Annotated in this window: 26 protein-coding genes; 13 read left to right on the forward strand and 13 right to left on the reverse strand. The window is 60.4% G+C overall.

Going from position 1 to position 25,668, the window contains the following annotated elements; translation table 11 throughout:
* Positions 1–2 precede the first annotated feature (2 nt).
* The 13 genes from rpoE to nagZ all read left to right on the forward strand — a co-directional run bounded on the left by rpoE (position 3) and on the right by nagZ (position 12,652).
* Positions 3–629 (forward strand): RNA polymerase sigma factor RpoE, encoded by a 627-nt coding sequence (gene rpoE / locus ASC83_RS09925; RefSeq protein ID WP_015013192.1) that lies wholly within the window; start codon positions 3–5, stop codon positions 627–629.
* Between the two features lie 9 nt (positions 630–638).
* Complete coding sequence (locus ASC83_RS09930; RefSeq protein WP_082522408.1) at positions 639–1,289, forward strand: sigma-E factor negative regulatory protein; 651 nt, start codon at positions 639–641, stop codon at positions 1,287–1,289.
* Between the two features lie 35 nt (positions 1,290–1,324).
* Positions 1,325–2,386 (forward strand): MucB/RseB C-terminal domain-containing protein, encoded by a 1,062-nt coding sequence (locus tag ASC83_RS09935; RefSeq protein WP_082522409.1) that lies wholly within the window; start codon positions 1,325–1,327, stop codon positions 2,384–2,386.
* A gap of 212 nt (positions 2,387–2,598) precedes the next feature.
* On the forward strand, positions 2,599–4,017 hold the full coding sequence (locus ASC83_RS09940; RefSeq protein ID WP_369816960.1) for a Do family serine endopeptidase: 1,419 nt from the start codon (positions 2,599–2,601) through the stop codon (positions 4,015–4,017).
* 510 nt (positions 4,018–4,527) lie between these two features.
* Positions 4,528–6,336, forward strand: a complete 1,809-nt coding sequence (lepA, locus tag ASC83_RS09945) for a translation elongation factor 4 (protein ID WP_056061364.1) — start codon at positions 4,528–4,530, stop codon at positions 6,334–6,336.
* A complete protein-coding gene (lepB, locus tag ASC83_RS09950; protein ID WP_056061368.1) occupies positions 6,336–7,310 on the forward strand; it encodes a signal peptidase I in 975 nt (324 codons plus the stop codon). Before lepA ends, lepB begins: the two co-directional genes overlap by 1 nt.
* A 37-nt stretch (positions 7,311–7,347) precedes the next feature.
* Entirely contained in the window at positions 7,348–7,710 is a 363-nt protein-coding gene (locus ASC83_RS09955) for a DUF4845 domain-containing protein (RefSeq protein ID WP_056061375.1), read from the forward strand.
* On the forward strand, positions 7,711–8,394 hold the full coding sequence (rnc, locus tag ASC83_RS09960; protein WP_056061378.1) for a ribonuclease III: 684 nt from the start codon (positions 7,711–7,713) through the stop codon (positions 8,392–8,394).
* On the forward strand, positions 8,391–9,395 hold the full coding sequence (gene era / locus ASC83_RS09965; RefSeq protein ID WP_056061381.1) for a GTPase Era: 1,005 nt from the start codon (positions 8,391–8,393) through the stop codon (positions 9,393–9,395). The genes rnc and era overlap by 4 nt, the downstream gene beginning before the upstream one ends.
* 92 nt (positions 9,396–9,487) lie before the next feature.
* Complete coding sequence (recO, locus tag ASC83_RS09970; RefSeq protein ID WP_056061385.1) at positions 9,488–10,252, forward strand: DNA repair protein RecO; 765 nt, start codon at positions 9,488–9,490, stop codon at positions 10,250–10,252.
* Entirely contained in the window at positions 10,249–11,031 is a 783-nt protein-coding gene (locus ASC83_RS09975; RefSeq protein ID WP_056061388.1) for a pyridoxine 5'-phosphate synthase, read from the forward strand. Before recO ends, ASC83_RS09975 begins: the two co-directional genes overlap by 4 nt.
* Before the next feature lie 58 nt (positions 11,032–11,089).
* Entirely contained in the window at positions 11,090–11,497 is a 408-nt protein-coding gene (gene acpS, locus ASC83_RS09980) for a holo-ACP synthase (RefSeq protein WP_056061391.1), read from the forward strand.
* Between the two features lie 63 nt (positions 11,498–11,560).
* The gene (nagZ, locus tag ASC83_RS09985) at positions 11,561–12,652 is read left to right on the forward strand and encodes a beta-N-acetylhexosaminidase (protein WP_056061394.1); all 1,092 of its coding nucleotides are present in this window, start codon (positions 11,561–11,563) and stop codon (positions 12,650–12,652) included.
* Between the two features lie 61 nt (positions 12,653–12,713).
* Here the strand turns inward: nagZ and ASC83_RS09990 are convergent, their stop codons facing one another.
* The 13 genes from ASC83_RS09990 to ASC83_RS10050 form a co-directional block, all read right to left on the reverse strand.
* Positions 12,714–13,373 carry a mechanosensitive ion channel family protein gene (locus ASC83_RS09990; RefSeq protein WP_056062136.1) on the reverse strand — a complete coding sequence of 220 codons (660 nt, stop codon included), beginning with the start codon at positions 13,371–13,373 and terminating at the stop codon, positions 12,714–12,716.
* Positions 13,374–13,435: 62 nt separating this feature from the next.
* The gene (locus ASC83_RS09995) at positions 13,436–14,470 is read right to left on the reverse strand and encodes a diguanylate cyclase domain-containing protein (protein ID WP_056061397.1); all 1,035 of its coding nucleotides are present in this window, start codon (positions 14,468–14,470) and stop codon (positions 13,436–13,438) included.
* 72 nt (positions 14,471–14,542) lie between these two features.
* Positions 14,543–16,087, reverse strand: a complete 1,545-nt coding sequence (lysS, locus tag ASC83_RS10000) for a lysine--tRNA ligase (protein ID WP_056061400.1) — start codon at positions 16,085–16,087, stop codon at positions 14,543–14,545.
* 64 nt (positions 16,088–16,151) lie between these two features.
* Positions 16,152–16,784, reverse strand: a complete 633-nt coding sequence (locus ASC83_RS10005; RefSeq protein WP_056061403.1) for a sugar transferase — start codon at positions 16,782–16,784, stop codon at positions 16,152–16,154.
* A 2-nt stretch (positions 16,785–16,786) separates the two neighbouring features.
* Positions 16,787–17,941: a DegT/DnrJ/EryC1/StrS aminotransferase family protein gene (locus tag ASC83_RS10010; protein WP_056061407.1), complete on the reverse strand. Its 1,155-nt coding sequence runs from the start codon at positions 17,939–17,941 to the stop codon at positions 16,787–16,789.
* Positions 17,938–18,633 carry a bifunctional 2-polyprenyl-6-hydroxyphenol methylase/3-demethylubiquinol 3-O-methyltransferase UbiG gene (locus tag ASC83_RS10015; RefSeq protein ID WP_056061410.1) on the reverse strand — a complete coding sequence of 232 codons (696 nt, stop codon included), beginning with the start codon at positions 18,631–18,633 and terminating at the stop codon, positions 17,938–17,940. The genes ASC83_RS10010 and ASC83_RS10015 overlap by 4 nt, the downstream gene beginning before the upstream one ends.
* Entirely contained in the window at positions 18,630–19,844 is a 1,215-nt protein-coding gene (locus tag ASC83_RS10020; RefSeq protein ID WP_056061412.1) for a glycosyltransferase family 4 protein, read from the reverse strand. Before ASC83_RS10020 ends, ASC83_RS10015 begins: the two co-directional genes overlap by 4 nt.
* Before the next feature lie 32 nt (positions 19,845–19,876).
* Entirely contained in the window at positions 19,877–20,932 is a 1,056-nt protein-coding gene (locus ASC83_RS10025; protein ID WP_056061415.1) for a glycosyltransferase, read from the reverse strand.
* Entirely contained in the window at positions 20,925–21,527 is a 603-nt protein-coding gene (locus ASC83_RS10030; RefSeq protein ID WP_056061418.1) for an acyltransferase, read from the reverse strand. Before ASC83_RS10030 ends, ASC83_RS10025 begins: the two co-directional genes overlap by 8 nt.
* Complete coding sequence (locus ASC83_RS10035; RefSeq protein WP_056061421.1) at positions 21,511–22,743, reverse strand: lipopolysaccharide biosynthesis protein; 1,233 nt, start codon at positions 22,741–22,743, stop codon at positions 21,511–21,513. Before ASC83_RS10035 ends, ASC83_RS10030 begins: the two co-directional genes overlap by 17 nt.
* Before the next feature lie 285 nt (positions 22,744–23,028).
* Entirely contained in the window at positions 23,029–24,117 is a 1,089-nt protein-coding gene (locus tag ASC83_RS10040; RefSeq protein WP_056061424.1) for a DegT/DnrJ/EryC1/StrS aminotransferase family protein, read from the reverse strand.
* A 4-nt stretch (positions 24,118–24,121) separates the two neighbouring features.
* On the reverse strand, positions 24,122–24,706 hold the full coding sequence (locus ASC83_RS10045) for an acyltransferase (RefSeq protein ID WP_056061427.1): 585 nt from the start codon (positions 24,704–24,706) through the stop codon (positions 24,122–24,124).
* A 10-nt stretch (positions 24,707–24,716) separates the two neighbouring features.
* Positions 24,717–25,667, reverse strand: a complete 951-nt coding sequence (locus ASC83_RS10050) for a Gfo/Idh/MocA family protein (RefSeq protein WP_056061431.1) — start codon at positions 25,665–25,667, stop codon at positions 24,717–24,719.
* Position 25,668 lies beyond the last annotated feature (1 nt).

The raw sequence follows: 25,668 nt of genomic DNA on the forward strand, positions 1-25,668 counted from the left end.
CCATGACTGTAATTCCGCCTTCCCCCTCCGAAGACAGCGACCTCCAACTGGTGGAGCGCACGGTAGCGGGCGACCAGCGCGCCTATGAATTGCTGGTCATCAAGTACCAACGCCGCATCGAACGACTGATCGGGCGCATGGTGCGCGACACGGACCTGGTGCAGGACATTGCCCAGGAAACCTTCATTCGCGCCTATCGGGCGCTGCACCAGTTTCGCGGCGACGCCCAGTTTTACACCTGGCTGTACCGGATTGCTGTCAATACAGCCAAGAAGGCGCTCATGGACATGAAGCGCAACCCGGTCATTTCCGAAAATGCATTCAGGGGTTCGGAGGACGAGGATGAAACTTCCCGCCTTGGACACGAACTAACCAGCGACGAAACCCCCGAAACTGTCCTTGCGGCCCAAGAAATCGCCCAGGTCGTGAATGCAGCTATGGAGGCCTTGCCCGATGATCTGCGCCAAGCTGTCACGCTGCGAGAGATTGAAGGGCTCAGTTATGAAGAAATTGCTACCGCGATGGGGTGCCCCATTGGCACGGTGCGATCTCGAATTTTTCGGGCGCGAGAAGCCATTTCGGCCAAAGTGCGACCCTTGCTCGAAAACCAGTCGGGCAAACGGTGGTGAGGTGATTGAATGAACAAGGCACAAACAGGTATCACCGCCTCGGCGGACGTCAGCTTGACCGGCGGACGGAGCGAACAGCTATCTGCTCTGGCGGATGGTCAGCTGCACGGCGATGAGTTTGCCGATGCGCTGGCCTGGGCAGCGGAAGACGAAGGACGCGACACATGGGCGGTTTACCACCTTGTGGGCGATGCGTTGCGTTCTTCTGATTTGGCGCGGCCAGCAAATCCAGCGTTTTTGTCCCGCTTGCGCGAAGAGCTGGCCAAGGAGGCTCCGCCACAGCGTCCACATGTTCCAGCCCAACTGGGCATCGTAGCCACCCCTCTGCCTGTGGCTGCCAATGCTTCGGTTTTCCGTTGGAAGATGGTTGCGGGCTTTGCGTCGCTGGCCGCCGTGGCGGCCATTGGCTGGACCTCGTTTTCCCAACTGCAGGGGGCGGGTGGAGCGGGTGCTCAACTGGCCGCGTCTTCCCCCGAGCGTGCGACGGCGCAAGGCGCGCCTGTCGTGGCTGTTGCTGATGCGGACGGCCAGCAAGTGATGATCCGGGATCCTCGATTGGATGAGTTGCTGGCGGCCCATAAGCAGTTTGGCAGTACGTCGGCCCTGCAGATGCCTGCTGGCTTTTTGCGCAACGCTACTTTTGAGACTCCTGGCCGCTGAATCGTGAACGGTATGTCTGGCGCTGAGATCGTGTGATGAACCCCTCTGGAGTTGCGAAGGTCTTTGGAAATACCCGGGTTCGATGGCTTGGCTCGCTGATAGCCGCAGCGATGTGTGGCTTGTTCGTGGGGCCTGTGGTGGGGGCTCCTGCTGCATCCTCTGAGTCAACTACCACTGCAGTGGCCGAGCGCGACATGGCGCAGTGGATCGAGCGCATGCACAGCGCACCGTGCAGCCGAGCCTATGCCGGAACCTTTGTGGTGTTGTCGGCCAACGGCGCCATGTCCAGCTCACGCATCTGGCACGCATGCGATGGCCAGCAACAATTGGAGCGGGTTGAATCGCTCAGTGGCACTCCGCGCACGGTCTATCGCCGTAACGACGAAGTTCGTACCTTCCTGCCCCAGGCGCGCGTTGTGCGGTCAGACCGCCGCGATGTATCTGGGCTCTTTCCGCGCGTACCTGTGGTCAGCGGTACATCGATCGCCCAGTTCTACACGCCCCGCCTGCTGGGGCAGGAGCGCGTGGCTGGCTTCGTGTCGGACGTGGTCTGGTTTCAGCCGGCGGATACCCTGCGGTTCGGTTATCGGCTCTGGAGCGAGCGTGAAACCGGGCTGGTGGTGAAGCTGCAGACGCTGGCGGCTGATGGTCGGGTCTTGGAGCAAGCGGCTTTTTCCGAGCTGGATCTCAATGCGCCGGTGAAGGTTGATCAGCTGACGCGTCTGATGGACGCGACGTCGGGTTACAAGGTGGTAGCACCCTCAGTGGTCAAAACTACGGCAAAGGCCGAAGGTTGGGCCTTGCGCCAGCCCGTGGCCGGGTTTGTGCCTGTCAGCTGTCACCGACGGGCGGTGTCTGACGCTCCGGATGCCTCCAGTGTCTTGCAGTGCCTGTACTCCGATGGACTGGCCTCGGTGTCGTTGTTTCTGGAGCCCTTCGACTCGCAGCGCCATCCCGCGCAGCCCCAGGTGTCCAGCATGGGCGCTACACAGCTGGTAGCCCAGCGTGGGCCGTCAGACACGTGGTTGACCGCAGTGGGAGAGGTGCCTCTGCAGACACTGCGCCTTTTTGTAGGTCAGCTGGAGCGCCTGCGCTGACAGCCGCGCTGCCGATGACTGCGGGCCGTCATACCTGGTCATTTGGCGGTTTGTGTGGGCATGGACGGCGTGACGAATGCGGGGAACCATTTGGCGTCACACTCTTCACAGTCACACACAATTCGTGAACAGCATTCGCCAAGAATCAAGAAAGGTCGAAGATGCCGAAGTTTGATGGAAGTATGTTGCGTTCGGTGGCAGTGGCATGCCTGATGGGTGGTCTCGCCACGGTCTCGGTAGCGCCCCATGCGGCGTTGGCACAACCTACACCGCTGGTTCGGGGGTTGCCTGATTTCACCGATCTGGTGGATCAGGTGGGGCCGTCAGTGGTCAACATCCGCACCGTCGAGAAAGCGTCCAGTCGAGCCAACGCCAATGGCATGGACGAAGAGATGCTGGAATTTTTTCGCCGATTTGGGGTACCCATCCCCAATGCTCCGCGTCAACAGCGGCCTCAACGGCCTCAACAGGAAGAAGAGGCGCAGCCACGTGGAGTGGGATCGGGTTTCATTCTGACCTCTGACGGGTTTGTGATGACCAACGCGCATGTGGTTGAAGGCGCTGACGAGGTCATTGTGACCTTGACGGACAAGCGTGAGTTCAAGGCGCGCATCGTGGGGGCTGACAAGCGCACTGACGTGGCCGTTGTGAAGATCGAGGCGTCAGGATTGCCTGCTGTGAAAGTGGGGGATGTGAGTCGCCTCCGAGTGGGCGAGTGGGTGATGGCGATCGGTTCGCCCTTTGGGCTGGAAAACACGGTCACTGCGGGCATCGTCAGTGCCAAGCAGCGCGATACGGGTGACTACCTACCCTTCATCCAGACGGATGTGGCCATCAACCCCGGAAACTCCGGCGGGCCGCTCATCAACATGCGTGGTGAGGTGGTGGGTATCAACAGCCAGATCTATTCCCGCTCTGGCGGATTCATGGGTATCTCGTTCGCCATCCCCATGGATGAAGCCATCCGTGTGAGTGAGCAGCTGCGCGCTTCGGGCCGTGTGACGCGTGGCCGTATCGGTGTCCAGATCGGGCAAGTCACCAAGGATGTTGCTGAGTCGATTGGCCTGGGCAAGGCGCAGGGCGCTCTGGTGACGGGCGTGGAGGCAGGATCGCCCGCCGACAAAGCGGGTGTGGAGGCGGGCGACATCATCACGCGCTTTGATGGCAAACCCATCGAGAAGGTGGCAGACCTGCCGCGCCTTGTTGGCAACACCAAACCAGGCAATCGCAGTTCGGTGACGGTGTTCCGTCGCGGTGCATCCCGCGATCTGGCCATCACCATCGCGGAGATCGAACCTGACAAGCCCGCCACCAAAGTAGCCGAGCGCGAGGAGAAACCCAAGGCCTCTGCAGCTGCGCAGCAGATCGGCTTGTCAGTGACGGAACTGACGGATGCCCAGAAGAAGGAACTCAAGCTCAAGGGCGGGGTGGTCGTGGCGACCGCCACGGACGCGGCAGCACGCGCTGGCCTTCGGGAAGGGGACATCATCCTGTCGGTTGCCAACACCGAAGTGGCGGGCGTGAAAGAGTTTGAATCCGTGCTGTCCAAGGCTGACAAGAGCAAGTCCATCAACGTGCTGTATCGCCGCGGCGAGTGGGCTCAGTACGCGCTGATTCGCCCCGGCAGATAAGCGCCACAAGCGAGAACGACGATGGCCCGGAGTCGGGTCATTCCCTACGTTTCAAGGGGGCCATTGTCGGTGCCTGGTTTTTTTTGAGGGGTTGATAGGAGGCGTCCACACCAGTCTAGATGTTAGCTTTTGCTAACTTTTCAGAGATCCATCAACCAGTTTCGATAGAATAGAGACTTGCGTTCAACGCTTATCTGCATATCGACGGGCGCTCTGTTCACGATGTGGGATGTTTTTGAGCAATGCACAGTTGATCCACAGCTCACCCACAAGTTGTCCAGCGTTGTTCTTGTGCAGACTGTGCATAAACTGTGTATAAAATTCCTGTTGCACCCTGGCAACTTCCCTTGGATGCCGAGGGGCGGGCTTTTTCAGGCGGCCTTTTTGCCTACAATGAAGCTCCAACTATCGCAGTTGCCAATGATTGTTGGTTCAGGGCGCGTCGCCATTCGACGCGCCCTTTTTTCTTGTGCGCACTGTTTTAATTCAATCACTTGACGCTTTCCGTTGATGAATCACATCAGAAATTTTTCCATCATTGCGCACATCGACCATGGCAAGTCGACGCTTGCCGACCGCTTGATTCAGCGGTGCGGGGGTCTTGCAGACCGTGAGATGGAGGCCCAGGTTCTGGACTCGATGGATATCGAAAAAGAGCGTGGGATAACCATCAAGGCGCAGACCGCTGCGCTGCAGTACAAGGCCCAGGATGGGCAGGTCTACAACCTCAATCTGATCGACACGCCAGGGCATGTGGACTTCTCGTATGAGGTGAGTCGTTCGCTGTCTGCATGCGAGGGTGCGCTGTTGGTGGTGGATGCATCGCAGGGGGTCGAAGCGCAGACTGTGGCCAACTGCTACACCGCTCTGGATCTGGGTGTGGAAGTGGTGCCGGTGCTCAACAAGATGGATCTGCCCAACGCTGATCCAGACAATGCCAAGGCCGAGATCGAAGATGTGATCGGCATTGATGCCACCGACGCGATTCCTTGCTCTGCCAAAACCGGTATGGGAATCGATGAGATTCTGGAGGCGATTGTTGCCAAGGTGCCCGCACCACGTGGCAATGCCGATGGCCCGCTGCGCGCGATGATCATCGACAGCTGGTTCGACAGCTACGTCGGGGTGGTCATGCTGGTGCGTGTGGTCGATGGCCGCTTGCTCAAGGGCGAGCGCATCAAGATGATGGCCACGGGCGCGGTGTACAACGCCGACAACCTGGGCGTGTTCACGCCCGCCAACGAGCCGCGCAATTCCCTCGATGCAGGGCAGGTGGGCTACATCATTGCCGGCATCAAGGAGCTGCAGGCCGCCAAGGTGGGTGACACCATCACGCTCGAGAAGAAGCTCCCCAACAATGCAGGGCCTGCTACGGACGCGCTGCCTGGTTTCAAGGAGATCCAGCCCCAGGTGTTCGCAGGTCTTTACCCCACCGAAGCCAGCGAGTACGACTCGCTGCGTGACGCCCTGGAAAAGCTCAAGCTCAACGATGCCTCGCTCCACTATGAGCCCGAGGTGAGTCAGGCGCTGGGCTTTGGCTTCCGCTGCGGCTTTCTCGGACTGTTGCACATGGAGATCGTGCAAGAGCGGCTGGAGCGCGAATTCGACCAGGACCTCATCACGACGGCCCCCAGTGTGGTCTATGAGGTGGTCAAGGCCGACGGCGAAGTGATCATGGTCGAGAACCCCTCCAAGATGCCTGACCAGGGTCGTCTGGAGGAAATCCGCGAGCCTATCGTTACGGTCCATCTGTACATGCCGCAGGACTATGTGGGCCCGGTGATGACGCTGGCCAATCAGAAGCGTGGCGTGCAGATGAACATGGCGTACCACGGTCGCCAGGTAATGCTCACTTACGAAATGCCGCTCGGTGAAATCGTGCTCGACTTCTTTGACAAGCTCAAATCGGTCTCGCGCGGCTACGCCTCCATGGACTACGAGTTCAAGGAGTACCGTGCCTCCGATGTGGTGAAGGTTGATATCCTGCTCAACGGAGAAAAGGTGGATGCCTTGTCCATCATCGTGCACCGTTCGCAGTCGCAGTACCGCGGCCGGGCAGTGGTTGCCAAGATGCGCGAGATCATCAGCCGCCAGATGTATGACGTGGCCATCCAGGCGGCCATCGGCGCCAACATCATTGCGCGCGAAACCATCAAGGCACTGCGCAAAAACGTGTTGGCCAAATGTTATGGCGGCGATATCACCCGCAAACGCAAGCTTCTTGAGAAGCAGAAAGCAGGCAAAAAGCGCATGAAACAGATCGGATCGGTCGAGGTGCCTCAAGAGGCATTCCTGGCCATTTTGCAGGTGGAAGATTGATGCAATTCATGCAAATTTTGACGTCACTGGTGCTGGCGGCCTTCGTGGGCTATATCGGTGCCTGGTATACCGGAGCTATCGAGGGCAACTTTGCACTGCTTTTGTTTCTGGCGACGGTCGTCACCGGCATCTACTGGCTGGCAGAGCGCATTTATTTTCTGCCCCGGCGGCGCCGCGCGGCGCAGGCCATCGAGGACGCAGCAACTGAGCGGCGTGCAGAGCTGGATCGCATGGGCATCCAGAAGGTGGATGTGGATGTGCAGGAAGTCAAGGGCCGCATCCTCATGCAACCCTGGTGGCTGGACTGGACTGCGGGGTTGTTCCCAGTCATCGCTGCGGTGTTTTTCTTGCGCTCGTTTCTTTTCGAGCCTTTCAAGATTCCATCGGGCTCCATGATCCCAACGCTGCTCGTTGGCGACCTGATTTTGGTGAATAAATTCACCTATGGCATTCGACTGCCTGTCATCAACACACGGTTGACGGAGGGATCCAGGCCCGTTCGCGGCGATGTTCTGGTGTTCCGCTATCCGCCACAGCCCAGCATGGACTACATCAAGCGTGTCGTAGGGGTGCCGGGCGATGAGGTGGCCTACATCAACAAGCGCCTCACCGTCAACGGTAAAGCAGTTGACACCAAGGCGTTGCCCGACTTCTTTGAAGAAGACTCCATGCGTTACTTCAAGCAGTTTGAAGAGCAACTGGGTGATCAGCCGCACCGGTTGCTGAACAATCCCGATGTGCCCGCGTTTGTACAAGGCGCCAGCAATTTTGCTTATCGCGAAAACTGCCGCTACAGTGTAGAAGGTGTCACTTGCAAGGTGCCGGAGGGGCACTATTTCATGATGGGCGACAACCGCGACAACTCGCTCGATTCCCGTTACTGGGGGTTTGTGCCCGAGGGCAACATCGTGGGCAAGGCCTTTTTTGTCTGGATGAATTTCGGTAATCTCAAGCGCATCGGCTCGTTCCATTGAGTGCGGGCGCTTGCTAATAACATTGAGGGGGTCATTGATGAAGACATATCGCACTGCAAGCCGCTCAAGCCAACGCGGGTTGTCGTTTTTTGGGCTGATTTTTGTGGGGCTGATTGCCGTGGCGGCTTTTGCCATCGGAGGTCAATCAATTCCGATCTTCCTTGAGTACGCTTCGGCGAAAAAGGCAATTGAAAAAGCCAAGTTGGAAAGCACCGTACCCGGGGTGCGGGCGGCTTTTGATCGTGCGGCATCTATTGATGACATTCGGTCAATCAAGGGCGCCGACCTTGAGGTAACCAAGCGTGGCGAGAAGGTGGTGGTGTCGTTCAAATACTCGCGCGAGATTCCCCTGGCGGGTCCAGCCTATCTGGTCTACCGCTTTGATGCGCAGACCAACTAGGTGCAGCCCGGTCTTTTAGCGCTGCAGGATCGCCTGCAGCATGTGTTTGCCGATCCTTCGCTGCTCCAGCGTGCCACCACACACCGCAGTTTCTCTGCGGACCATAACGAGCGGCTTGAATTTCTGGGCGACTCCGTTTTGAACTTGGCGGTAGCCAGCCTGCTGTACCAGCGTTTGTCTGAGTTGCCCGAGGGAGATTTGTCGCGGGTGCGGGCCAATCTGGTCAAGCAGGACACGTTGCACCAGTTGGCGGTGCGACTCAAAGTCTCAGAGGTACTGCGCCTCGGAGAGGGTGAGGCGAAATCAGGGGGGCAGCAGCGCCCCTCCATCCTGGCGGACGCGTTGGAGGCCCTGATTGGGGCGGTGTATCTGGATGCTGGCTACACCAGCGCAGAAGCGCTGGTGCACCGTCTTTTCCAGGGCGTGGAGATCAACCCGCAGATGCAGGCAGCATCCAAGGACGCCAAAACCGCGTTGCAGGAGTGGCTCCAGGGCCGCAAAATGAGGCTGCCGCAGTACAAGGTGGTCGCGACGGTGGGTGCGGCCCACCGCCAGACCTTTGACGTCGAGTGCGATATTCCCGAACTGGGCCTGACCGAGCGTGGCATCGGCGGTTCCCGCAGGGCAGGCGAGCAAGCCGCCGCCGCGGCCATGCTGGCCACATTGAAAGCAAAGAATTTATGAATGACGCTACCAAAGATGTAGCTGCTGACCAGGGTGCTGAAAGCGCCCCGGTGCAAAACGATCTGGAAGCCATGCTGGCTGCTGCGGGGGCTCCGGCGGCTGTGCCCGGCCAACGCTGTGGTGTGATCGCCATTGTTGGCAAGCCCAACGTGGGCAAGTCCACCCTGCTCAATGCCCTGGTGGGGCAAAAGATCAGCATCACCTCGCGCAAGGCGCAGACAACGCGCCACCGAATCACGGGCATTCGCACCCTGGACCAGACGCAGTTCATTTTTGTGGACACCCCTGGCTTCCAGACCCGGCACGCCACCGCACTCAACAAGTCGCTGAACAAGACGGTGATGGGCGCGATTGGCGACGTGGACCTGATCCTTTTTGTGGTGGAAGCCGGCAACTTCACGCTGGCGGATGCCAAGGTGCTTTCGCTGTTCAAGCCGGGCATTCCCACGCTGCTGGTGGCCAACAAACTGGACATGGTGCACCGCCGTGCAGAGCTTGCCCCCTGGCTCAAGAGCATGCAGGAGCGCCATCCGTTTGCCGAGTTCGTGCCCATGTCGGCCAAGAACAAGGGCGACATCGAGCGTTTGTTTGGCATCTGCGCCAAATACCTGCCCGAGCAGGCCTGGTGGTACGGCGAGGATGAACTGACCGACCGCAGCGAGAAGTTCCTGGCCTCTGAAACCGTGCGCGAGAAGCTGTTTCGCTTCACGGGCGACGAACTGCCCTACACCTCGACCGTGGTCATCGACAAGTTCGATGAGGAAAAGAGCAAGCAGCACAAACGCCTGGTCAAGATTGCCGCCACCATCGTGGTGGAGCGTGACAACCACAAGATGATGGTCATTGGCGACAAGGGCGAGCGCCTGAAGCGCATTGGCACCGAGGCCCGCCAGGAGCTGGAAAAGCTCATGGACGCCAAGGTGTTCCTGGAGCTGTGGGTCAAGGTCCGCTCCGGCTGGGCCGATGACGAAGCCCGGGTCCGCTCCTTCGGCTACGAATAATCCCCGAAAGCTGACTTTCCCGTCTTCCTGCGCGCACACCCCGCAGCAGGCGTCACGGGCGATCCCTCCGTACCATTCATCCCCGCAGTACCGTGGCCGTAGCCAAGCGCATTTCTGATGAACCTGCGTTCGTGCTGCACAGCTACGACTGGAGCGAATCCAGCCTGATCCTGGAGGTCTTCTGCCGCCAGCAAGGGCGGACCGCACTCGTGGCCAAAGGGGCCAAGAAGCCCAGCTCCAACTTCCGCCCGGTGCTGCTGCCGCTGCAGCCCTTGCTGGTGACCTACACGCTCACGGGCGATGGCCATGCCGACATCCACACGCTCAAGGGCGCTGAATGGGTGGGGGGGCATGTGATGCCCACGGGCGATGCCCTGCTGTCGGGCATGTACCTCAATGAACTGCTGCTGCGCCTGCTGGCGAGGGCAGACCCGCACCCGGCATTGTTTGATGCCTATGCAGGAGTGGTGCGCGTGCTGGCCAGTGAGCATGGCGATGCGCTCGAGGCGGTGCTGCGCAGTTTTGAGCTGCTGCTCCTGCGCGAGATCGGCCTCTTGCCGGGACTGGACGTGCAGACCATGACCTTCGCCCCCCTGGAGCCGGGCACCCGCTACACCCTGGTGCCCGAAGGCGGCTTGCGTGCCGCGTCGGCAGCGGACCGCGCAGGCCTGCTGGGCAGCCAGTGGCGGGCCCTGCAGCATGGCCTGGATGACGTGGCCAGCTACACCGCCACCTTGCGCGCATGTGCCCCCGTGGCGACTGAACTCAAGCCGCAGCTGCGTGCCCTGCTGCAATACCATTGCGGCAGCCCGACGCTGCGCACCCGCCAGCTCATGATTGATTTGCAGGCCCTATGAATCCATCCTCTCACTCTCCCCAGCGCACCGCCTTGTCCGTCAATGTCAACAAGGTGGCTTTGGTGCGCAACACGCGACACCTGGGCATTCCCAGCGTCACCCGCGCGGCCGAGTTGTGCCTGCAAGCGGGTGCGCAGGGCATCACGGTGCACCCCCGGCCCGACGAACGGCACATCCGCGGCCAGGACGTGCATGAGCTGGCAACCCTGATGAAGGCCTGGCCCGACCGCGAATACAACATCGAGGGCAACCCGTCGCAGAACCTGATGGACTTCATTCGCCAGGTGCGCCCCCAGCAGGCGACTTTTGTGCCCGACAGCGAGGACCAGTTCACCAGCGACCACGGCTGGAGCTTTCCGCAAGATGCCGAGCGCCTGGCGCCCCTGGTGGCCGAATGCAAGGCACTGGGTGTGCGCGTGAGCCTCTTCATGGACCCGGTCCCTGAGCAAATGGCAGCGGCCAAGGCCGTGGGAGCCGACCGGGTGGAGCTGTACACCGAGCCCTATGCCGCCGCCTGGGGCTCGGCACAGCAGGCGGCCGAGCTCAAACGCTATGCCGCAGCCGCCCAGGCCGCGCTGGACGTCGGATTGGGCGTCAACGCTGGCCATGACCTCAACCGGGACAACCTTGCGGCTTTTGTGCGCGAAGTGCCGGGCGTTCTGGAGGTCTCGATTGGCCATGCGCTGATTGCTGATGCGCTGGAGCTGGGCTACGCCGCAACCGTGCAGGCGTACCTGGACTGCATTGCCCAGGGCTTTGTGGGCGCAGGAAACTCTTGATTTGATAGCTGCAGAGGCATGTTTCACTAGCGCTTCTAGCCATTTTGATTGAAATTTCATGATCTACGGCATCGGCACCGACATCTGCGACGTGCGCCGCATCGCGGCCAGTCTGGCGCGCCACGGCGATCGCTTTGCTGAAAAGGTGCTGGCCGAGGGCGAACTGGCCACCTGGCGTGAACGCAGCGTGCGCTGGCCCGACCGGGGTTTGCGCTACCTGGCCACCCGGTTCTCGGCCAAGGAGGCTTTCAGCAAGGCGATCGGCCTGGGCATGCGCATGCCCATGACCTGGCGCCACTGCGAGGTCGCCAAGCTACGCAGCGGCCAACCTGTCATCGTGCTGCACGGCGCGCTCAAGGAATGGTTTGAGGCCCAGGGCTTGCAGGCGCACCTGAGCGTGACCGACGAAACCGACTACGCCGCCAGCTTTTGTGTGGTAGAAAAAATCCAAACCAAATCACCTTGAAGCGCATGATTCATATGTGCTGATAGCTATCAATTGAGTAGCGATTGACCCTTGAAACGTCCCATGACTGAACACGCACCCCTGATCCTCGACGTCGCTGGCACCACCCTCAGTGCCGATGACCGCCGCCGCCTGGCGCACCCACTCACGGGTGGTGTCATCCTGTTTGCCCGCAACTGGGAAAACCGCGCACAGCTACTGCAACTCACCAGCAGCATCAAGGCCGTGCGCGACGACCTGCTGATCTGTGTGGACCACGAAGGCGGCCGCGTGCAGCGCTTTCGCACCGATGGTTTCACCCACCTGCCGCCCATGCGTGCGCTGGGAGAGATGTGGATGGATGACGGCAAGGGCGCCAAGGCTGTGCCCGGCAGCGGCGCCCTGCGCGCCACCAATGCGGCCACGGCGGCGGGTTATGTGCTGGGTACCGAATTGCGCGCCTGCGGTGTGGACTTCAGCTTCACGCCCGTGCTCGATCTGGATTGGGGTGAAAGCGGAGTGATCGGAGACCGGTCCTTCCACCGCGACCCCCGTGTGGTGGCGCTGCTGGCCAAGAGCCTCATGCACGGCCTGCTGCAGGCGGGCATGGCCAACTGCGGCAAACACTTCCCTGGCCACGGCTTTGTCAAGGCGGACTCGCACACCGAGGTACCCGTAGACAAGCGCAGCCTCAAGGCCATCCTGGCCGACGATGCGGCGCCTTACCCCTGGCTCAGCAGCACGCTCACCAGTGTGATGCCGGCCCACGTGATCTACCCCAAGGTGGACAGCCGCCCCGCGGGTTTCTCGCAGCGCTGGCTGCAAGACATCCTGCGCCGCGAGATGCGTTTTGACGGCGCGATCTTCAGCGACGACCTCAGCATGGAAGGGGCGCGCCGCCTGGACGGCCAGGTGGTCAGCTACACCGATGCCGCCGTGGCGGCGTTGGAAGCGGGTTGCGACCTGGTGCTGCTGTGCAACCAGAGCGTGGGCGATGGCAAAGCGGTGGACGAACTCATCACGGGCCTCGACAACGCCCGCAACCAGGGGCGCTGGCAACCCAGTGTGGACAGCGAATCCCGCCGCCTGGCGCTGCTGCCCGAAACCCTGCCGCAAGCCTGGGATGAACTGATGTACCAGCCTGCCTACCTGCAGGCGCTGGACCTGTTGCCCTGACCTGCGTGTGGTGGTGTGTCCGGTACGGCGCCACCCCTTGCGGTGCCGAGTGTGTTACCCGCTAGGGCGTGTTGAAGGGCCCTGGCGTCACCGGTGTCGGTGCGGCCGGTGAGGCATTGGCTATCGCATCCGCAGTGGCCGCAGGCGGGGCAGGGGGCGGCGGTACCCCCTGAAACCTGCGCACCACGCGCTGGAACACCAGCGCATTCGGAATCTGCAGCCAGGCCGTGTGACCGGTGGCTGCGCCGTGGTCTTCCAGCGTGGTGTAAAGCAGGTTGATGTCCACCACGCGCCCCTTGGCGCCAGGCTTCTCTGCGGTGTCCAGCACCTCGATGTAGTCGCCGATCTTGAAGGGCCGCACGGTGAAGATCAGCAGCGCACAAAACAGGTTGGACAGCACGCTCCAGGCCGCGAAGAACGCGACGGCACCCACGGTGGCAAAACCGGTGAAGGCGGTCCAGAGCACCGTGGCCGACACCCCCATGCGCTCCAGCACCAGTAGCGCGGCGCTGGCAATTATGAGCCAGCGGATCAGGCCGTTGATGGGCACCAGCAGTTCATTGGGCAACTGGTAGTGGGCGCTGGCACGGCGCACCAGGCGCCTCAGTGTGCGCTGCAACAGCCAGGCGACAAACAGAATCAGCAGGATCTGCGAGCCAGGAATGATCACCTCAAGCCAGTCCTGCATCCACTCGGGCAGTCGGGTTTTCAGAACTTGCATGCGGGAGACGGCGGTACGGGCGTTGCGTTCGGTCGCGTCGAAAGAGAAGAAGTGGAAGAAACTCAATTGCGCAATTGCTCCACGGTGTCCATTTGCATTTCAAAACTGAAGAAGCGGTTGCGGCCCTGGGCCTTGGCGGCATAGAGCGCCTGGTCGGCCCGCATGATCATGCTCTCGGCGTTGGTGCTGTCGTCGGGCACGCAGGTCGTGATGCCACCCGACAGGGTCAGTGTGTCGCCCAGTGGGGAGTCTGCGTGTGCAATGGCGCGCACCTTGAGCAGCTGCCCCAGGGCTCGTGCAAAAGTCATGGCGCCGGAGCGGGGCGTGTTGGGCAGGATGAGTGCGAACTCTTCCCCCCCGTAGCGCGAGGCCACGTCCCGGGGGCGCACACAGACCTCGCGCAACAGGCGGCCCACCTCTTTCAGGCAGGCGTCTCCTTGCACATGGCCGCTGGCGTCGTTGAAAAGCTTGAAGTGGTCCAGATCGCACAGCATCAGCGTGAGCGGCGTGCCGTCGCGTCGCGCGGCCAGGATCTCGTTGTGCAGGATGCGGTCAAACCCGCGGCGGTTGACGAGGCCCGTGAGCGCATCGATTTCCACCATCTCGTTAAGCCGCTGATTGGCGACATGCAACTCGGCCGACATCGACACCAGCCGTCGGCGCATGTCCAGCAACCGCCGCATGGCGCGCAGCTTGGCCATCAGCACGATGGGCTTGACGGGTTTGACCAGGTAGTCGTCGCCCCCCACCTCAATGCCGCGCCACACATCCAGTTCGTTGTCCAGGCCCGACAGGAAGATGATGGGCGTCCAGTCCCCCGCCTCGCTCTCACGCATCTGCTGCGCCACCCAGTAGCCATCCTGGCCTGGCAGCTTGATGTCCAGCAGCACCAGATCGGGCCGGTGGGTCTTGAACAGATGCAGCGCAGCCTGGCCCTCGGGTGCCTCGAAGATGTCTGACACCCCCGCCCGCCGCAGTTCGGCCACCAGCGCCGCGCGCACGGACCCCTGCTCTTCGACCACCAGTACCGAAAAAGCATTGCCCGAAGGCAGGGGCTCGTTGGCAGGGTAGGGCGCGTTGCTGGAGCTGAAGGGCACGGTATGTCTCCTTGGTGCCTGTGGACCGGTGGGGGCGGCGGCCAATGACCGCCGGCCAGCATCAATCAGGCCTCAGGACTCGCGGCGCAGCGCAGGGAACAGAATCACGTCGCGAATGCTGGGGCTGTCAGTCAGCAGCATCATGAGGCGGTCAATACCAATACCGCAACCCCCCGTGGGTGGCATGCCGTACTCCAGTGCGCGCACGAAGTCGTGGTCGTAGAACATGGCTTCGTCGTCGCCACTGTCTTTGGCGGCCACCTGGGCATGGAAGCGTGCGGCCTGGTCTTCGGCGTCGTTCAGCTCGCTGAAGCCGTTGCCGAACTCGCGGCCGGTGATGTACAGCTCAAAGCGCTCGGTCACCTCGGGGCGGGTGTCGTTGGCACGTGCCAGGGGCGAAATTTCGGTGGGGTGTTCCATGATGAAGGTGGGCTGCCACAGCTTGTCTTCCACCGTTTCTTCAAAGTACAACACCTGCAGGCTGGCCAGCGTGCGGGTCGAGAGCTTGTCCTTCTCTTCGGTCATGCCCAGCTTCTTCAATGCACTGATGAGCCAGGCGGCATCGTCCACATGGGCACCGGCCTCGGTGTACTGGAAGATGGCTTCACGGATGGTCAGGCGGGCAAACGGCTGGGTCAGGTCCACCGCGCGGCCCTGGTAGGTCATCTGCAGCGAGCCCGTGGCCTTGAGCGCCACTTCACGGATCAGCGTCTCGGTGAAGTCCATCAGGTCCAGGTAGTTCCAGTACGCCGCGTAGAACTCCATCATGGTGAACTCGGGGTTGTGGCGCACCGAGATACCTTCGTTGCGGTAGCTGCGGTTGATTTCGAACACGCGCTCGAAGCCGCCCACGATCAGGCGCTTCAGGTACAGCTCGGGCGCGATGCGCAGGTACATCTCCTGCTCCAAAGCATTGTGGTGCGTCACGAACGGCTTGGCATTGGCGCCGCCCGGGATGGGGTGCAGCATGGGCGTTTCGACTTCTAGGAAGCCGTGGCTCACCATGAACTCGCGCAGGCCGCTCACGGCCTTGCTGCGGGCCACGAAGCGCTTGCGGGCCTGCTCATCGGTGATCAGGTCCACATAGCGCTGGCGGTACTTCTGCTCCTGGTCGGCCATGCCGTGGAACTTGTCGGGCAGCGGGCGCAGGCTCTTGGTCAGCAGGCGCAGGCTGGTCACCTTGACCGACAGCTCGCCGGTCTTGGTCTTCATCAGCAAGCCTTCGGCACCCACGATGTCGCCCAGATCCCAGTGCTTGAAGGCCGCGTACAGCTCTTCGCCCACAGCGTCACGGGTCACATAGAGCTGGATACGCCCACCCACTTCGCCCAGCGAGCCGTCCTGGATCGTGGCGAAGCTGGCCTTGCCCATCACCCGCTTGAGCATCATGCGGCCGGCCACGGACACATTCACCGGCGTGGCTTCCAGGGACTCGTTCGTGGCAGCGCTGTGTTCCAGGTGCAACTGGGCAGCCTTGTGGCCGGGCTTGAAGTTGTTGGGAAAAGCAACGCTACCGCCGTTGGCCTGTGCTTCGCGCAGAGCGCGGAGCTTTTCGCGGCGCTCGGCGATGAGCTGGTTGTCGTCCTGGGGTGCGGGGGCGTGGGTTTGGTCTGACATAGGTGCCGTCGGTGCGGAGCGTGGAGTGGAGGGCTGCGTTCAGCCGAACCGTTGATTTTATCGGCTACGCACTGCCTGAAGGTCCTCGGCCCCCGGACGAGTGGTAGCCCCAAAGCGCGGATATGGTTCTGGCGATGATTTTCAGATCCGCCCACAGCGTGTGCGAGCGGGCGTACTGCGCCGCGTAGCGCAACTTAACGGGGAGAATCTCCTCGACATACGTGCGCTCGGGGTCGCTGCTTTGGCCCAGCAAGGTGCTTTCGTCGCGGAATTCGATGGATGCGTGGTCTGTGATGCCCGGACGCACACTGAGTATTAGCTCCCGCAGGTCATTGGGGTAAAGCGCGACATAGTGAGGCACCTCAGGCCGTGGTCCAACGAGGCTCATCTGGCCCAGCAGCACATTCACCAGTTGCGGCAGTTCATCTGCTTTGGTACGCCGCAGCCAGTAACCAGCGCGCGTAATGCGGGCGTCGGCACCGATCGTAATGGCGGGGCCATGTGCTTCTGCACGCTGGTGCATGGTGCGGAACTTGTAAATGTGGAACAGCTTGCCTGCGCGTCCCACGCGCTGCTGGCGGAACAATGCTGGGCCAGGTGAGTCGCACACCACCCACAGCGCCACCGCCAGCAGCAAGGGCGTGAGCGCCAACAGCCCAAACGCAGCAAATACCAGGTCGAACAACCGCTTGGGCATGGTCAGCCCAGCACCTCTTGCAAAGCTGCAATCACACGCTCCTGGTCGTTGTCGCTCATGGCGGTAAACAGGGGAATGCTGATCATCGACTGGTAGGCCGCATCGGCCACAGGAAACATCGCGGGGGTCAGCTGATACCGGTCGCGCCAGTATGGGTGTCGGTGCAGGGGGACATAGTGCACACTTGTACCGATACCCCGATCCGACAGTGCCTGGATGACCTCGTCACGCCCCAGCGGTGCATCGGCTCTTATCCGGATGACATACAAGTGCCAGGCATGGGTGTCGCCATGTGGCGCGCTGGCGGGCAAGGTCAGCGGCAGTTGTGCGAGCTGTTCGTGATACCGGTGGGCGAGGGTCTGACGCCGTTGCAAGAATTGCGGCAACCTCTCCAGCTGCTTTACGCCCATGGCGGCGGCTACGTCCGTCATGTTGTATTTGAAGCCCGGCGCTACGACCTCGTAGTACCACGCCGGGGTTTTCGAAGTAAAGCGGTCAAACGCATCGCGGTTCATGCCGTGCAGGCGCATCACGCGCATGCGCTGGGCCAGGGCTGCGTCGCGCGTCACTACCATGCCGCCTTCGCCGGTGGTGATGGTTTTGTTGGCGTAGAAGCTGAACACCGTCACGTCTGACTGCAACTGCCCCACCAGCGCGCCGCGCCAGGTGGTGGGCAATGCATGGGCCGCGTCTTCCACCACCTTCAAGCCGTGTTCTTTGGCGATGGTGAGGATCGCATCCATGTCGCACGCCAGGCCACCGTAGTGCACGGGCACGATGGCTTTGGTGCGGGGCGTGATGGCGGCACGGATCTTTTCTGGGTCGGTGTTCAGCGTGACCGGGTCCACATCCACCAGCACCGCGTCGGCCCCCAGGTAGCGCACCACTTCGACGGTGGCGGTGAAGGTGAGCGTGGGGGCAATCACCTCATCCCCTGGGCCAAGGCCCAGAGCCTCCAGCGCCAGGTGCAAACCTGCCGTGGCCGAATTCACGGCCACGCCGTGCAGCCCGCCGCCCAGGTAGTCCACAAAGTTCTGTTCAAACTGGCGCGTGACGGGGCCGGTGGTGACCCAGCCGGAGCGCATGGCCTCGGTGACAGCGGCGATTTCGACGTCGCCAATGTCAGGGCGGGCGAAAGGGAGGAAAGGCTGGCTCATGACTTGGCTATCCAGCAGAGGATGTGTGTACGCAGCCATGGGAGGCTGTTGAACAAGGTGTAGAGCATGGGATGAACGGGCGCCACACGGCGAGCTATCGGCGGAGCCAGTGTGATGCGCCGAGCGCTCATCTTGGCTTGGGGGAAGAGTGCTTTCACACGGCTAAGAGGCACACCACGAACGTCAGCATTTCGTGGGTTGTTAAATGTGAAGTCGTACCAGAGGACAGCACCGCCTGGCTTGATCCACTGCCACAAAGTAGCGGCCAGATGTTGCTGAAAGTGATCATCTAGTAGCGAAGAAAAAACTGTGGAAACCAGAACAATGTCCTGGGATTCAGGCGCAATGGCTGCTTGGGATGCATCACCCTCCAAGAGTTCCAGCTGTAACGGCAGCGTGTTGCGCGCTTGTCGGAAACGGTCGGGCAGCAACTCAATACCTCTGAGGTGTTGTGGCTCGAAACCGATTCGCAGGAGTTCCAGCAAGTTACCACCTGTGCCGCAGCCTACCTCCAGCAGACGGAGCGTGGCTAGGTCAGTTGTGCCGTGCTGACTGAACATTTTCAACATGGCACGTTGACGCTCCTGCACACCCAAATAAACCTCCGGGCGCAGAAAGCTGTACCGTTTATTACTGTGTGAGCGACGGGAATATCTGCTGGTGACTGCGTTGAGCTCATCTGAAGTGGTCATGCCATAACTTCCAGAAACTGCTGCGCAAGTACAGGGTAGGTGTGACGCGCCAATACAAAAGCCTGCCCCCGTTGGCCCATGTCCTGGCGCTGCTGAGGTGTGGCCGCTGCAAGTTGAAGCAAGCCTTGGGCAACGGCTTGGGGTGATTCTGGCGCCACGGTCAATCCGCAGTCAGCCTCTGTTACGGGGTCATTTCCTGCCTCTACCGAATGGAGAATGGCGCACCCCGCCATCATGTAGTCCATGAGTTTGTTGGGCGCTATGCCGAACCGATAGAGTGGCGTCCGTTGCCAGCCAATATAGGCAATATCGAAGTGCGCCAACAACGCAGGTATCTGTGACTTGGGAACCGGGTCAAACAGTGAAACATTGCTTAGACCTTCATTGCGTATTCGTTGCGCTAACCGCGCTTTTTCGTGACCATCCCCCACCAAGATGAATGACAGCGACGAATTGCGTAGCATTGCAGCAGCGTCTAAAAGTACGTCCAGTGCATTAGGTAAACCATGTGAGCCGGCATAGCCGACGATGGTTTTGCCGGCTGCTTTCAGTAAATTCAGGTGATGTGTCAGTGGGCCTGCCAGCGGTGCCGGCGCATCGGCCCATTCCTCTGGTGATATGCCATTGGGCACGATGCGCAGCTTGCGAAGATCCAGCCCATGTTGGGCCATGTGTTCTGCCACATTTGGCAGCATGGATACCACATAGTTCGAATCACGGTAGGCGTCGTTTTCTGCCTTTTGGCACAAGAGAATGAAAGGGTGCCACCACGGCATGCCAGACAGCTCCATTGGCGAGGCTGGCCAGAGGTCGTGCACCTCATAAATCAATTTGGCTTTTGCCATCTTGGCAATGTGCCTTGCAACCCAAATATCCATGGGATATGTGCTGGACGCAATTACCACGTCGGGCTTGTATTTCGTCGCTAGCGTAGGCGCCAGTTGCCACACTTGGTGCAAAAAACTCCAAATATTCTTTACCCGGCCCAGCCCATTGCCTCGGTATGTAGGGGTGGGCAGCCAGAGGTATGCAATTCCGTCCACTTCTTCGCGTGCCTTTTGCGGTTGTTTCGTGCGTACGTGAGAGAACGTGGCCGCGACGATAGCGACCTCATTCCCAGCTCGCACCCATTCGCGTGCGAGGTAATACGGCCGATATTCCATGCCCAATGAGGGCGAGCCCGCGTAGTGGTTGAGGTAGAGGATTTTCATGCCTAATGCAAGGCCAGCAGTTGCTTGGACGCTTAAACCATGAGCTTTCGGTAGAGCTGGTCGATACTGTCCATTTGCGTCTTGCGGTCGCCGTCCCGAGCTATGCGCTCGACGTTGCGCTCGCCGGTCTTGCGAGCCTGCGCATCATCGCTGGCAAGCCGAAGCAAAACTCGGGCTAGAGCTGATACATCGCCGGCGGGCACCAGCAGCTCGGGGTCTATCCACTGCCGATTGGCAGGTAAATCGCTGGCCACCACGGCTAGCCCACAGGCCATGCTCTCGAGCATGGCCACAGAGGTCGCATCGCTTATGGGCACGGATATGGAAATCTTGCAGCGCGCCAGTACGGCAGCCATGCCCGCATCGTCTAGGCGGCCATGGAAAATTACGTTCTGCGCTAGTCCATGTGCTTGCACCTTTGAGCGCAGTGCTGGTTCGAGTGAGCCTCCGCCGAGCAGGTGGAGGCGCATGGGTACGTCAAGTAACTGAACGCACAGAATTGCGAAGGCATCGATTAGCGTGCTTATCTGATAATTTGGTTCCCAGGCCCTCAGACTTACGATATGCAGGCAATCCTTGCTTTCCCAGGGCGCTGGGGAAAAGCGTGTGCGATCCACGCCCCAGTGGACTTCGTGCACTGGGGCCCGCGGGTGGTACTGCAGTGCGGCTTCTACAAGGTCGACCGAGTCGCCTGTGATGAGGTCGGCGCGGCGCAGGGTCCAGCCGGTGAGCCAACGCATCCACGGGCGGGTATGTGGCGTGACGAGCAGGTCGCTACCCCAGGCTGTCATCACCAACGGATGGTGGGCGCAGCGCGCAGCCAAGTAACCGTAGGATGTGACATAGTGGGCGTGCACAATGTTGGGTGACAGTTCATTCACATAGCGGCGCGCTGCGGATGCGCGTAGCAGCCAGTCGGTTGGACGCTGAACCGGCGGTAGGATGTATTGCTCCACGCCATCAAGCGGCTCGGGGCGTGCCGTGATGAGAGAGACATGCCAGCCGCGCGCGCGCATTTCCAGCGCCCAGCGTCGGGTGTGCGGGCTGCTGGCGTCGCCCAGCAGGCATAGGTGGCGGCGGTCAGCCATGCACCGGCTCCGCCAGAGGTAACTCACCAGCCCAGGCTGCGTAGTGCGATGCCAGTTCGGGGTGCCGCTCAAGCAGCTGGGCGTCACCTAGTCGGACGTCACCGATGACGCGGGCAGGCGAGCCGGCCAATATGGCGAAATCCGGCACATGACCGCGAATGCGGGAATGGGCGCAAACTACCACGCCCTTGCCGATGTGGCTGCCTGCCTCGACCACGCTGTGCGGGCCAATGAAGCTGTAGGCGCCGATGACGATGGGCGAGCGCACATAACCGGGTGCCGTGCCCTCGTAGCTTGCATAGGCCCTGCCGAGCAGCCGAATGCTACGGTGCGAGCTGTGCGTGACAATGCTGACAAAGTTGGTGATCTGTACGCCTTCCCCAATGCGCAGCCCGGCAGTAGCGTCTAGGAAGTTGAACTGACCTATGAACACATGGTCGGCCAGTTCCAGTCCAGCTTCTCCCTCGATGCAGGTGCTGGGGGCTATGCGGGTTTGGGGTAGGTAAGGGCCAGCGCGGCCTTGCTCGCCGAACACCATGCGGAAAAAGAGCTGCCGCCAGAGCCAGCGGCGCAAGCGGTTAAGAAAGGCTCTCATGGGGAATGTCGCTCCAGGTAGCAAGGGCCTGGAAATAATAAAGGAAGTACGTAGCCATAGCGGCAGAGACACCCCAGGCCGCACCAGCAAGTCCTCCCCAGTGGAGGCCTGTGGCCAGCCCGACGAAGAACAGGATCTGTCCTACGAGGGAGATCCGTAACGCCCAGGGCTGGGCGTGCCAAGCCAGTGTTACTACTGAGAGCGGAGAAGCAATGAAGTGCAGGCCTATGTAAATGCCCAAGCCTCTGGCCAGCGTGCCAGCATCACTCCATTGCGTACCGAAAACCCAGGTGAACAAACCGGGCCCCCAGAAAAGCAGGACGGCTGTCAGCGGCGCTGCCAAGAGGGTCAGCACCGCAATGGTGCGGCGCACCAAACCCCGCGCTTCGGCCGCGCTGCGTGCCTGCAGTAGCTGCGGGTAGAGCGTCTGCGATAACGCGCTCCCCAGCAACGTGGCGGGGGCCTTCAGGTAGCGCAGCGCCAGAGCCCAGAAGCCGGCAGCCGCATCTCCGGCCCAGGCAGCGATGAGCAGAAGGGTTAGCGTGTCTTGGAGCGCACCAATGAAAGCGTGCGGTGTGTTGTAAAGCGGAAAGTTTCGGTGACGTGTTGCCATGGCCTTAAGACGGGTCAGCGGTTGACTCCTCAGCCGCCGCCAGCCACCCTGCGGAGCTGGCCTTGCTAGCAGCCAGGCGGAGCACAAGCCTGCAACGATGGGGCCCAGCATCAGTCCCACAGGCCCTACCTTGAGTAGGCCCAGCAGCATCTGTAGCAAGGTCCCCCCTCCTTGTTGCAACAGGCGTGCCCACGTAAGTAGACTGAAGCGCTGCGTCCGCGTGCTCCAGAGCGTAAGCCACTGGGTTGCTCCAATGCTCAGCACGCCTGCGGGCACTAGCCAGGCCAAGGGCATGTCCCGCCAGAAAACCAGCAGAACTGCCACGGGCGCTGATACCACTGTGGCGGCGAACAACAAGCGCGCACACAGTGCCATCAGTAGGGCGGCGCCGCGTGGAGTTTTTTCGAGTGGTAACGCGAACTCGTAACGCACACAGGCCATCACGGCCAAGTTGGTGACCACTGCCCAGAGCAGTGCGTACTGACCGAAGTCTTCAGGCGTGTAAAGCCGTGTGAGGAATGGCCCGAGCAAGATGGGTAGTGCGTGAGCAAGCACGCTGCCTGTCAGCAGCATGAGCGTAGCGCGCAGCAAGCCTTTTTTCATAGTGGGGGCACATCAGTGGCTTGGTGTTCTTGCACTTGTGGAGTGATAAATTGCGTGGTCAAAACGCTTCGTCCGGTTAGCTAGTCAAAATTACTTTGCGTCGGAAGTTGGGGCGTGCAGACGATGACGCTTATTCACGGTAGGTTGCAGCATTTCAAATTCGATGCAGCTGAACTACCGCTGAATATGTTCAGTGCACTTAAATGTTGCGATCAGATATCTTGCATTAGTAACGATCCTTCCAGGGAGATTTTGCCGCGCATTTTGTTCGTATATATTTAGCGCTTACATTGCACGCACCAATGCTTGAGCAATCAGGTCTATGCTGGCATTATCCAGATATGGGTGTATGGGGAGGCTGATCACTTTTTTCGCTACGTTGTCCCCAACGGGTAGAGAGGCATTGGTATCTGCTACCGCTGGTTGCTGGTTCAGCGGTATGGGGTAATGCACCACAGTGGGTATGCCTGCTTGCCGCATTCGTTCTTGTGCTTGTTCGCGGTGGTGCACTTGCACGGTGTATTGAGCCCAGGCGCTTTGGTTCTCCTCCTCGACGTGTGGAGTGCTGGTGATGCCGGCGTGGTTCAACAGCTGTGTGTAACGCTTGGCTGCTTGTTGGCGTGCAGCAACTTCTTCATCTAGGATGGCTAGCTTGGATAGCAAGACAGCGGCTTGCAGTGTGTCCAGCCGACTATTAACGCCTACTCGGACATGGTGATAGCGACGGTCTTGGCCGTGGCGGGCGATCTGGCGGATGATCTTTGCCAACTCGTCGTCGTTGGTGAAGATGGCACCACCGTCGCCATAGCAGCCTAAGGGCTTGCTAGGGAAGAAGCTGGTGCAGGAAATGGGGGTGAGGTTGCAGCTTTTGCGACCTTTGTAGGTAGCACCAAAGCTTTGAGCCGCGTCTTCAACGACGGTAACGCCATGTTTTTGGGCGATCGCGTTGATGGCGTCGTAGTCAGCACATTGACCGTACAGGCTGACGGGGATGATCGCTTTGGTACGCGGGGTGATAGCTGCTTCTAGCAGGGCAGGATTCAGGTTGTAGGTGCGCGGGTCGATGTCCACGTACACGGGCTTTGCGCGCAGAAGCGCTGCGGTCTCAGCAGTGGCAATGTACGTGAATCCGGGGGTGATGACTTCGTCGCCAGGGCCAATGCCTAGTGCCATCTGAGCGATTTGCAGCGCGTCGGTGCCATTGGCGACGGTGATGCAGTGTTTGGCGCCGGTGTAGGCGGTCAGCTTTTCTTCCAGCTCGGCCACTTCGGGCCCTAATATGTACTGGCCGTGCGCAAGCACGCGGGCCATGGCGGCGTCGATCTCGCTTTTGATGCGCGCCTGCTGGGCCTTGAGGTCGACGAAATCAATCATTAATCTATATAGAGAGTTTGGTAATTGTTTGATCGTGGAGCACATAGCGAGCCCCTGTATGTGGGCAGGTGGCTTCGCCGTAGCCCGCCAGGGGGAGCGCAAGTTGCTCACCAAATTCACTTATCCACCCAATCTGCAGTGCGGGTACGCCTACTACCAATGCGTAGGCGGGCACATCTTTGTTAACCACGGCGCCAGCGCCCACAAAAGCGTATTCGCCAATAGTGGTACCACATAGGATGGTGCAGTTGGCACCCAGGGTGGCGCCATGTTTGACCCGTGTATTACGGTATTGGCTTTTGCGTTCAACGAATGCGCGAGGGTTGTGTACGTTGGTGAACACCATGCTCGGCCCGCAAAACACACCATCTTCGAGAGTTACGTTGTCGTACACGCTGACGTTGTTCTGGATCTTGCAGTGGTCGCCAATCACCACCCGGTTGCCCACAAAAACGTTCTGGCCCAGCGAAACGCCTTTACCGATGCGCGCACCGCCGCAGATGTGCACCCAGTGCCAGATGCGGGAGCCCTCTCCAATGACTGCGCCTTCATCCACGATGGCGCTGGGGTGGATGGTGGTTGCGTTCATTGCGGTGCTCTCATCGGGACAACTTGATCACGAACGGATGCACTTCGCCGGGGCCGCCGACCCGTGGCGTGGAAGTGCGGATGCTGTGCACCGTTTCTATGCAGTGGCGTGCGTCTTTCAGGCCATAGCCATTGCCTGCCAAAATTTCCTGGTAGCTGATCGTGTGCAGATCTGTAAAACCTTCCGAGAATTCCAACGGCTCGCCGCTGACATCAATGTTGCGGTAGGTGGCTTTTTTTCCTTGAACGCTGGCGGGTAGATCGCTTGCGTCGACGGAGAGAAACCAACGCACCCGAGCGCCTTGGTATTCAAGATATCCACCAGCTTTTGTCTCACTGAGGTAGTGCACGCGGTTGTACTGGAGTGGACCGAAAATGAAGTGCAGCATGTCGAAGAAATGCACCCCGATGTTGGTGGCAACCCCGAACGATTTGCGCGGATCACCCTTCCAACTCGTGGCGTACCATTTGCCACGTGAGGTGATGTAGGTTAGGTCCACATCGAACTTGGTGTTTAGTGGGGCTGCAGACACCTTGTTGCGCAGCTGAACAATCGCCTCATGGTGGCGCAGTTGCAGGATGTTGAAAACGCGCTGGCCGGTCTCGCGTTCCACACACGCTAGTTCGTCCACCAGTGCGGGCGTGGGGACCAGTGGCTTTTCGCAAATAACGTCGCAGCCTAGGCGCAAGCCTGCGGCAATGTGAGCGTGGTGTAGATGATTGGGGGAGCACACCACCACATAGTCCAGCGCTTGATGGTGTCGGCGGCGCAACGTCTGTGCGTGCTCGTAAAAGCACTCGAAGTCAGTGAAAAAATCAGCCTCAGGGGCCAGACTGTCGATAATGCCGACCGAGTCGTTGACATCAAAGGCTGCAGTTAAACAGTTGCCTGTGTCTTTGATGGCACGCATGTGGCGCGGGGCGATGTAGCCAGCGGCACCAATTAGTGCAAAGTTTTTCATG

Origin of the sequence: Acidovorax sp. Root402 (assembly GCF_001425125.1) — a bacterium.
GTDB classification, from domain to species: Bacteria; Pseudomonadota; Gammaproteobacteria; order Burkholderiales; family Burkholderiaceae_C; genus Acidovorax; species Acidovorax delafieldii.

Coding starts and splice junctions, on each gene's coding strand:
- rpoE (WP_015013192.1), top strand. CDS start 3: ATGACTGTAATTCCGCCTTCCCCCTCCGAAGACAGCGACCTCCAACTG.
- ASC83_RS09930 (WP_082522408.1), top strand. CDS start 639: ATGAACAAGGCACAAACAGGTATCACCGCCTCGGCGGACGTCAGCTTG.
- ASC83_RS09935 (WP_082522409.1), top strand. CDS start 1,325: ATGAACCCCTCTGGAGTTGCGAAGGTCTTTGGAAATACCCGGGTTCGA.
- ASC83_RS09940 (WP_369816960.1), top strand. CDS start 2,599: ATGGGTGGTCTCGCCACGGTCTCGGTAGCGCCCCATGCGGCGTTGGCA.
- lepA (WP_056061364.1), top strand. CDS start 4,528: ATGAATCACATCAGAAATTTTTCCATCATTGCGCACATCGACCATGGC.
- lepB (WP_056061368.1), top strand. CDS start 6,336: ATGCAATTCATGCAAATTTTGACGTCACTGGTGCTGGCGGCCTTCGTG.
- ASC83_RS09955 (WP_056061375.1), top strand. CDS start 7,348: ATGAAGACATATCGCACTGCAAGCCGCTCAAGCCAACGCGGGTTGTCG.
- era (WP_056061381.1), top strand. CDS start 8,391: ATGAATGACGCTACCAAAGATGTAGCTGCTGACCAGGGTGCTGAAAGC.
- ASC83_RS09975 (WP_056061388.1), top strand. CDS start 10,249: ATGAATCCATCCTCTCACTCTCCCCAGCGCACCGCCTTGTCCGTCAAT.
- acpS (WP_056061391.1), top strand. CDS start 11,090: ATGATCTACGGCATCGGCACCGACATCTGCGACGTGCGCCGCATCGCG.
- nagZ (WP_056061394.1), top strand. CDS start 11,561: ATGACTGAACACGCACCCCTGATCCTCGACGTCGCTGGCACCACCCTC.
- ASC83_RS09990 (WP_056062136.1), bottom strand. CDS start 13,373: ATGCAAGTTCTGAAAACCCGACTGCCCGAGTGGATGCAGGACTGGCTT.
- lysS (WP_056061400.1), bottom strand. CDS start 16,087: ATGTCAGACCAAACCCACGCCCCCGCACCCCAGGACGACAACCAGCTC.
- ASC83_RS10005 (WP_056061403.1), bottom strand. CDS start 16,784: ATGCCCAAGCGGTTGTTCGACCTGGTATTTGCTGCGTTTGGGCTGTTG.
- ASC83_RS10010 (WP_056061407.1), bottom strand. CDS start 17,941: ATGAGCCAGCCTTTCCTCCCTTTCGCCCGCCCTGACATTGGCGACGTC.
- ASC83_RS10015 (WP_056061410.1), bottom strand. CDS start 18,633: ATGACCACTTCAGATGAGCTCAACGCAGTCACCAGCAGATATTCCCGT.
- ASC83_RS10020 (WP_056061412.1), bottom strand. CDS start 19,844: ATGAAAATCCTCTACCTCAACCACTACGCGGGCTCGCCCTCATTGGGC.
- ASC83_RS10025 (WP_056061415.1), bottom strand. CDS start 20,932: ATGGCTGACCGCCGCCACCTATGCCTGCTGGGCGACGCCAGCAGCCCG.
- ASC83_RS10030 (WP_056061418.1), bottom strand. CDS start 21,527: ATGAGAGCCTTTCTTAACCGCTTGCGCCGCTGGCTCTGGCGGCAGCTC.
- ASC83_RS10035 (WP_056061421.1), bottom strand. CDS start 22,743: ATGAAAAAAGGCTTGCTGCGCGCTACGCTCATGCTGCTGACAGGCAGC.
- ASC83_RS10040 (WP_056061424.1), bottom strand. CDS start 24,117: ATGATTGATTTCGTCGACCTCAAGGCCCAGCAGGCGCGCATCAAAAGC.
- ASC83_RS10045 (WP_056061427.1), bottom strand. CDS start 24,706: ATGAACGCAACCACCATCCACCCCAGCGCCATCGTGGATGAAGGCGCA.
- ASC83_RS10050 (WP_056061431.1), bottom strand. CDS start 25,667: ATGAAAAACTTTGCACTAATTGGTGCCGCTGGCTACATCGCCCCGCGC.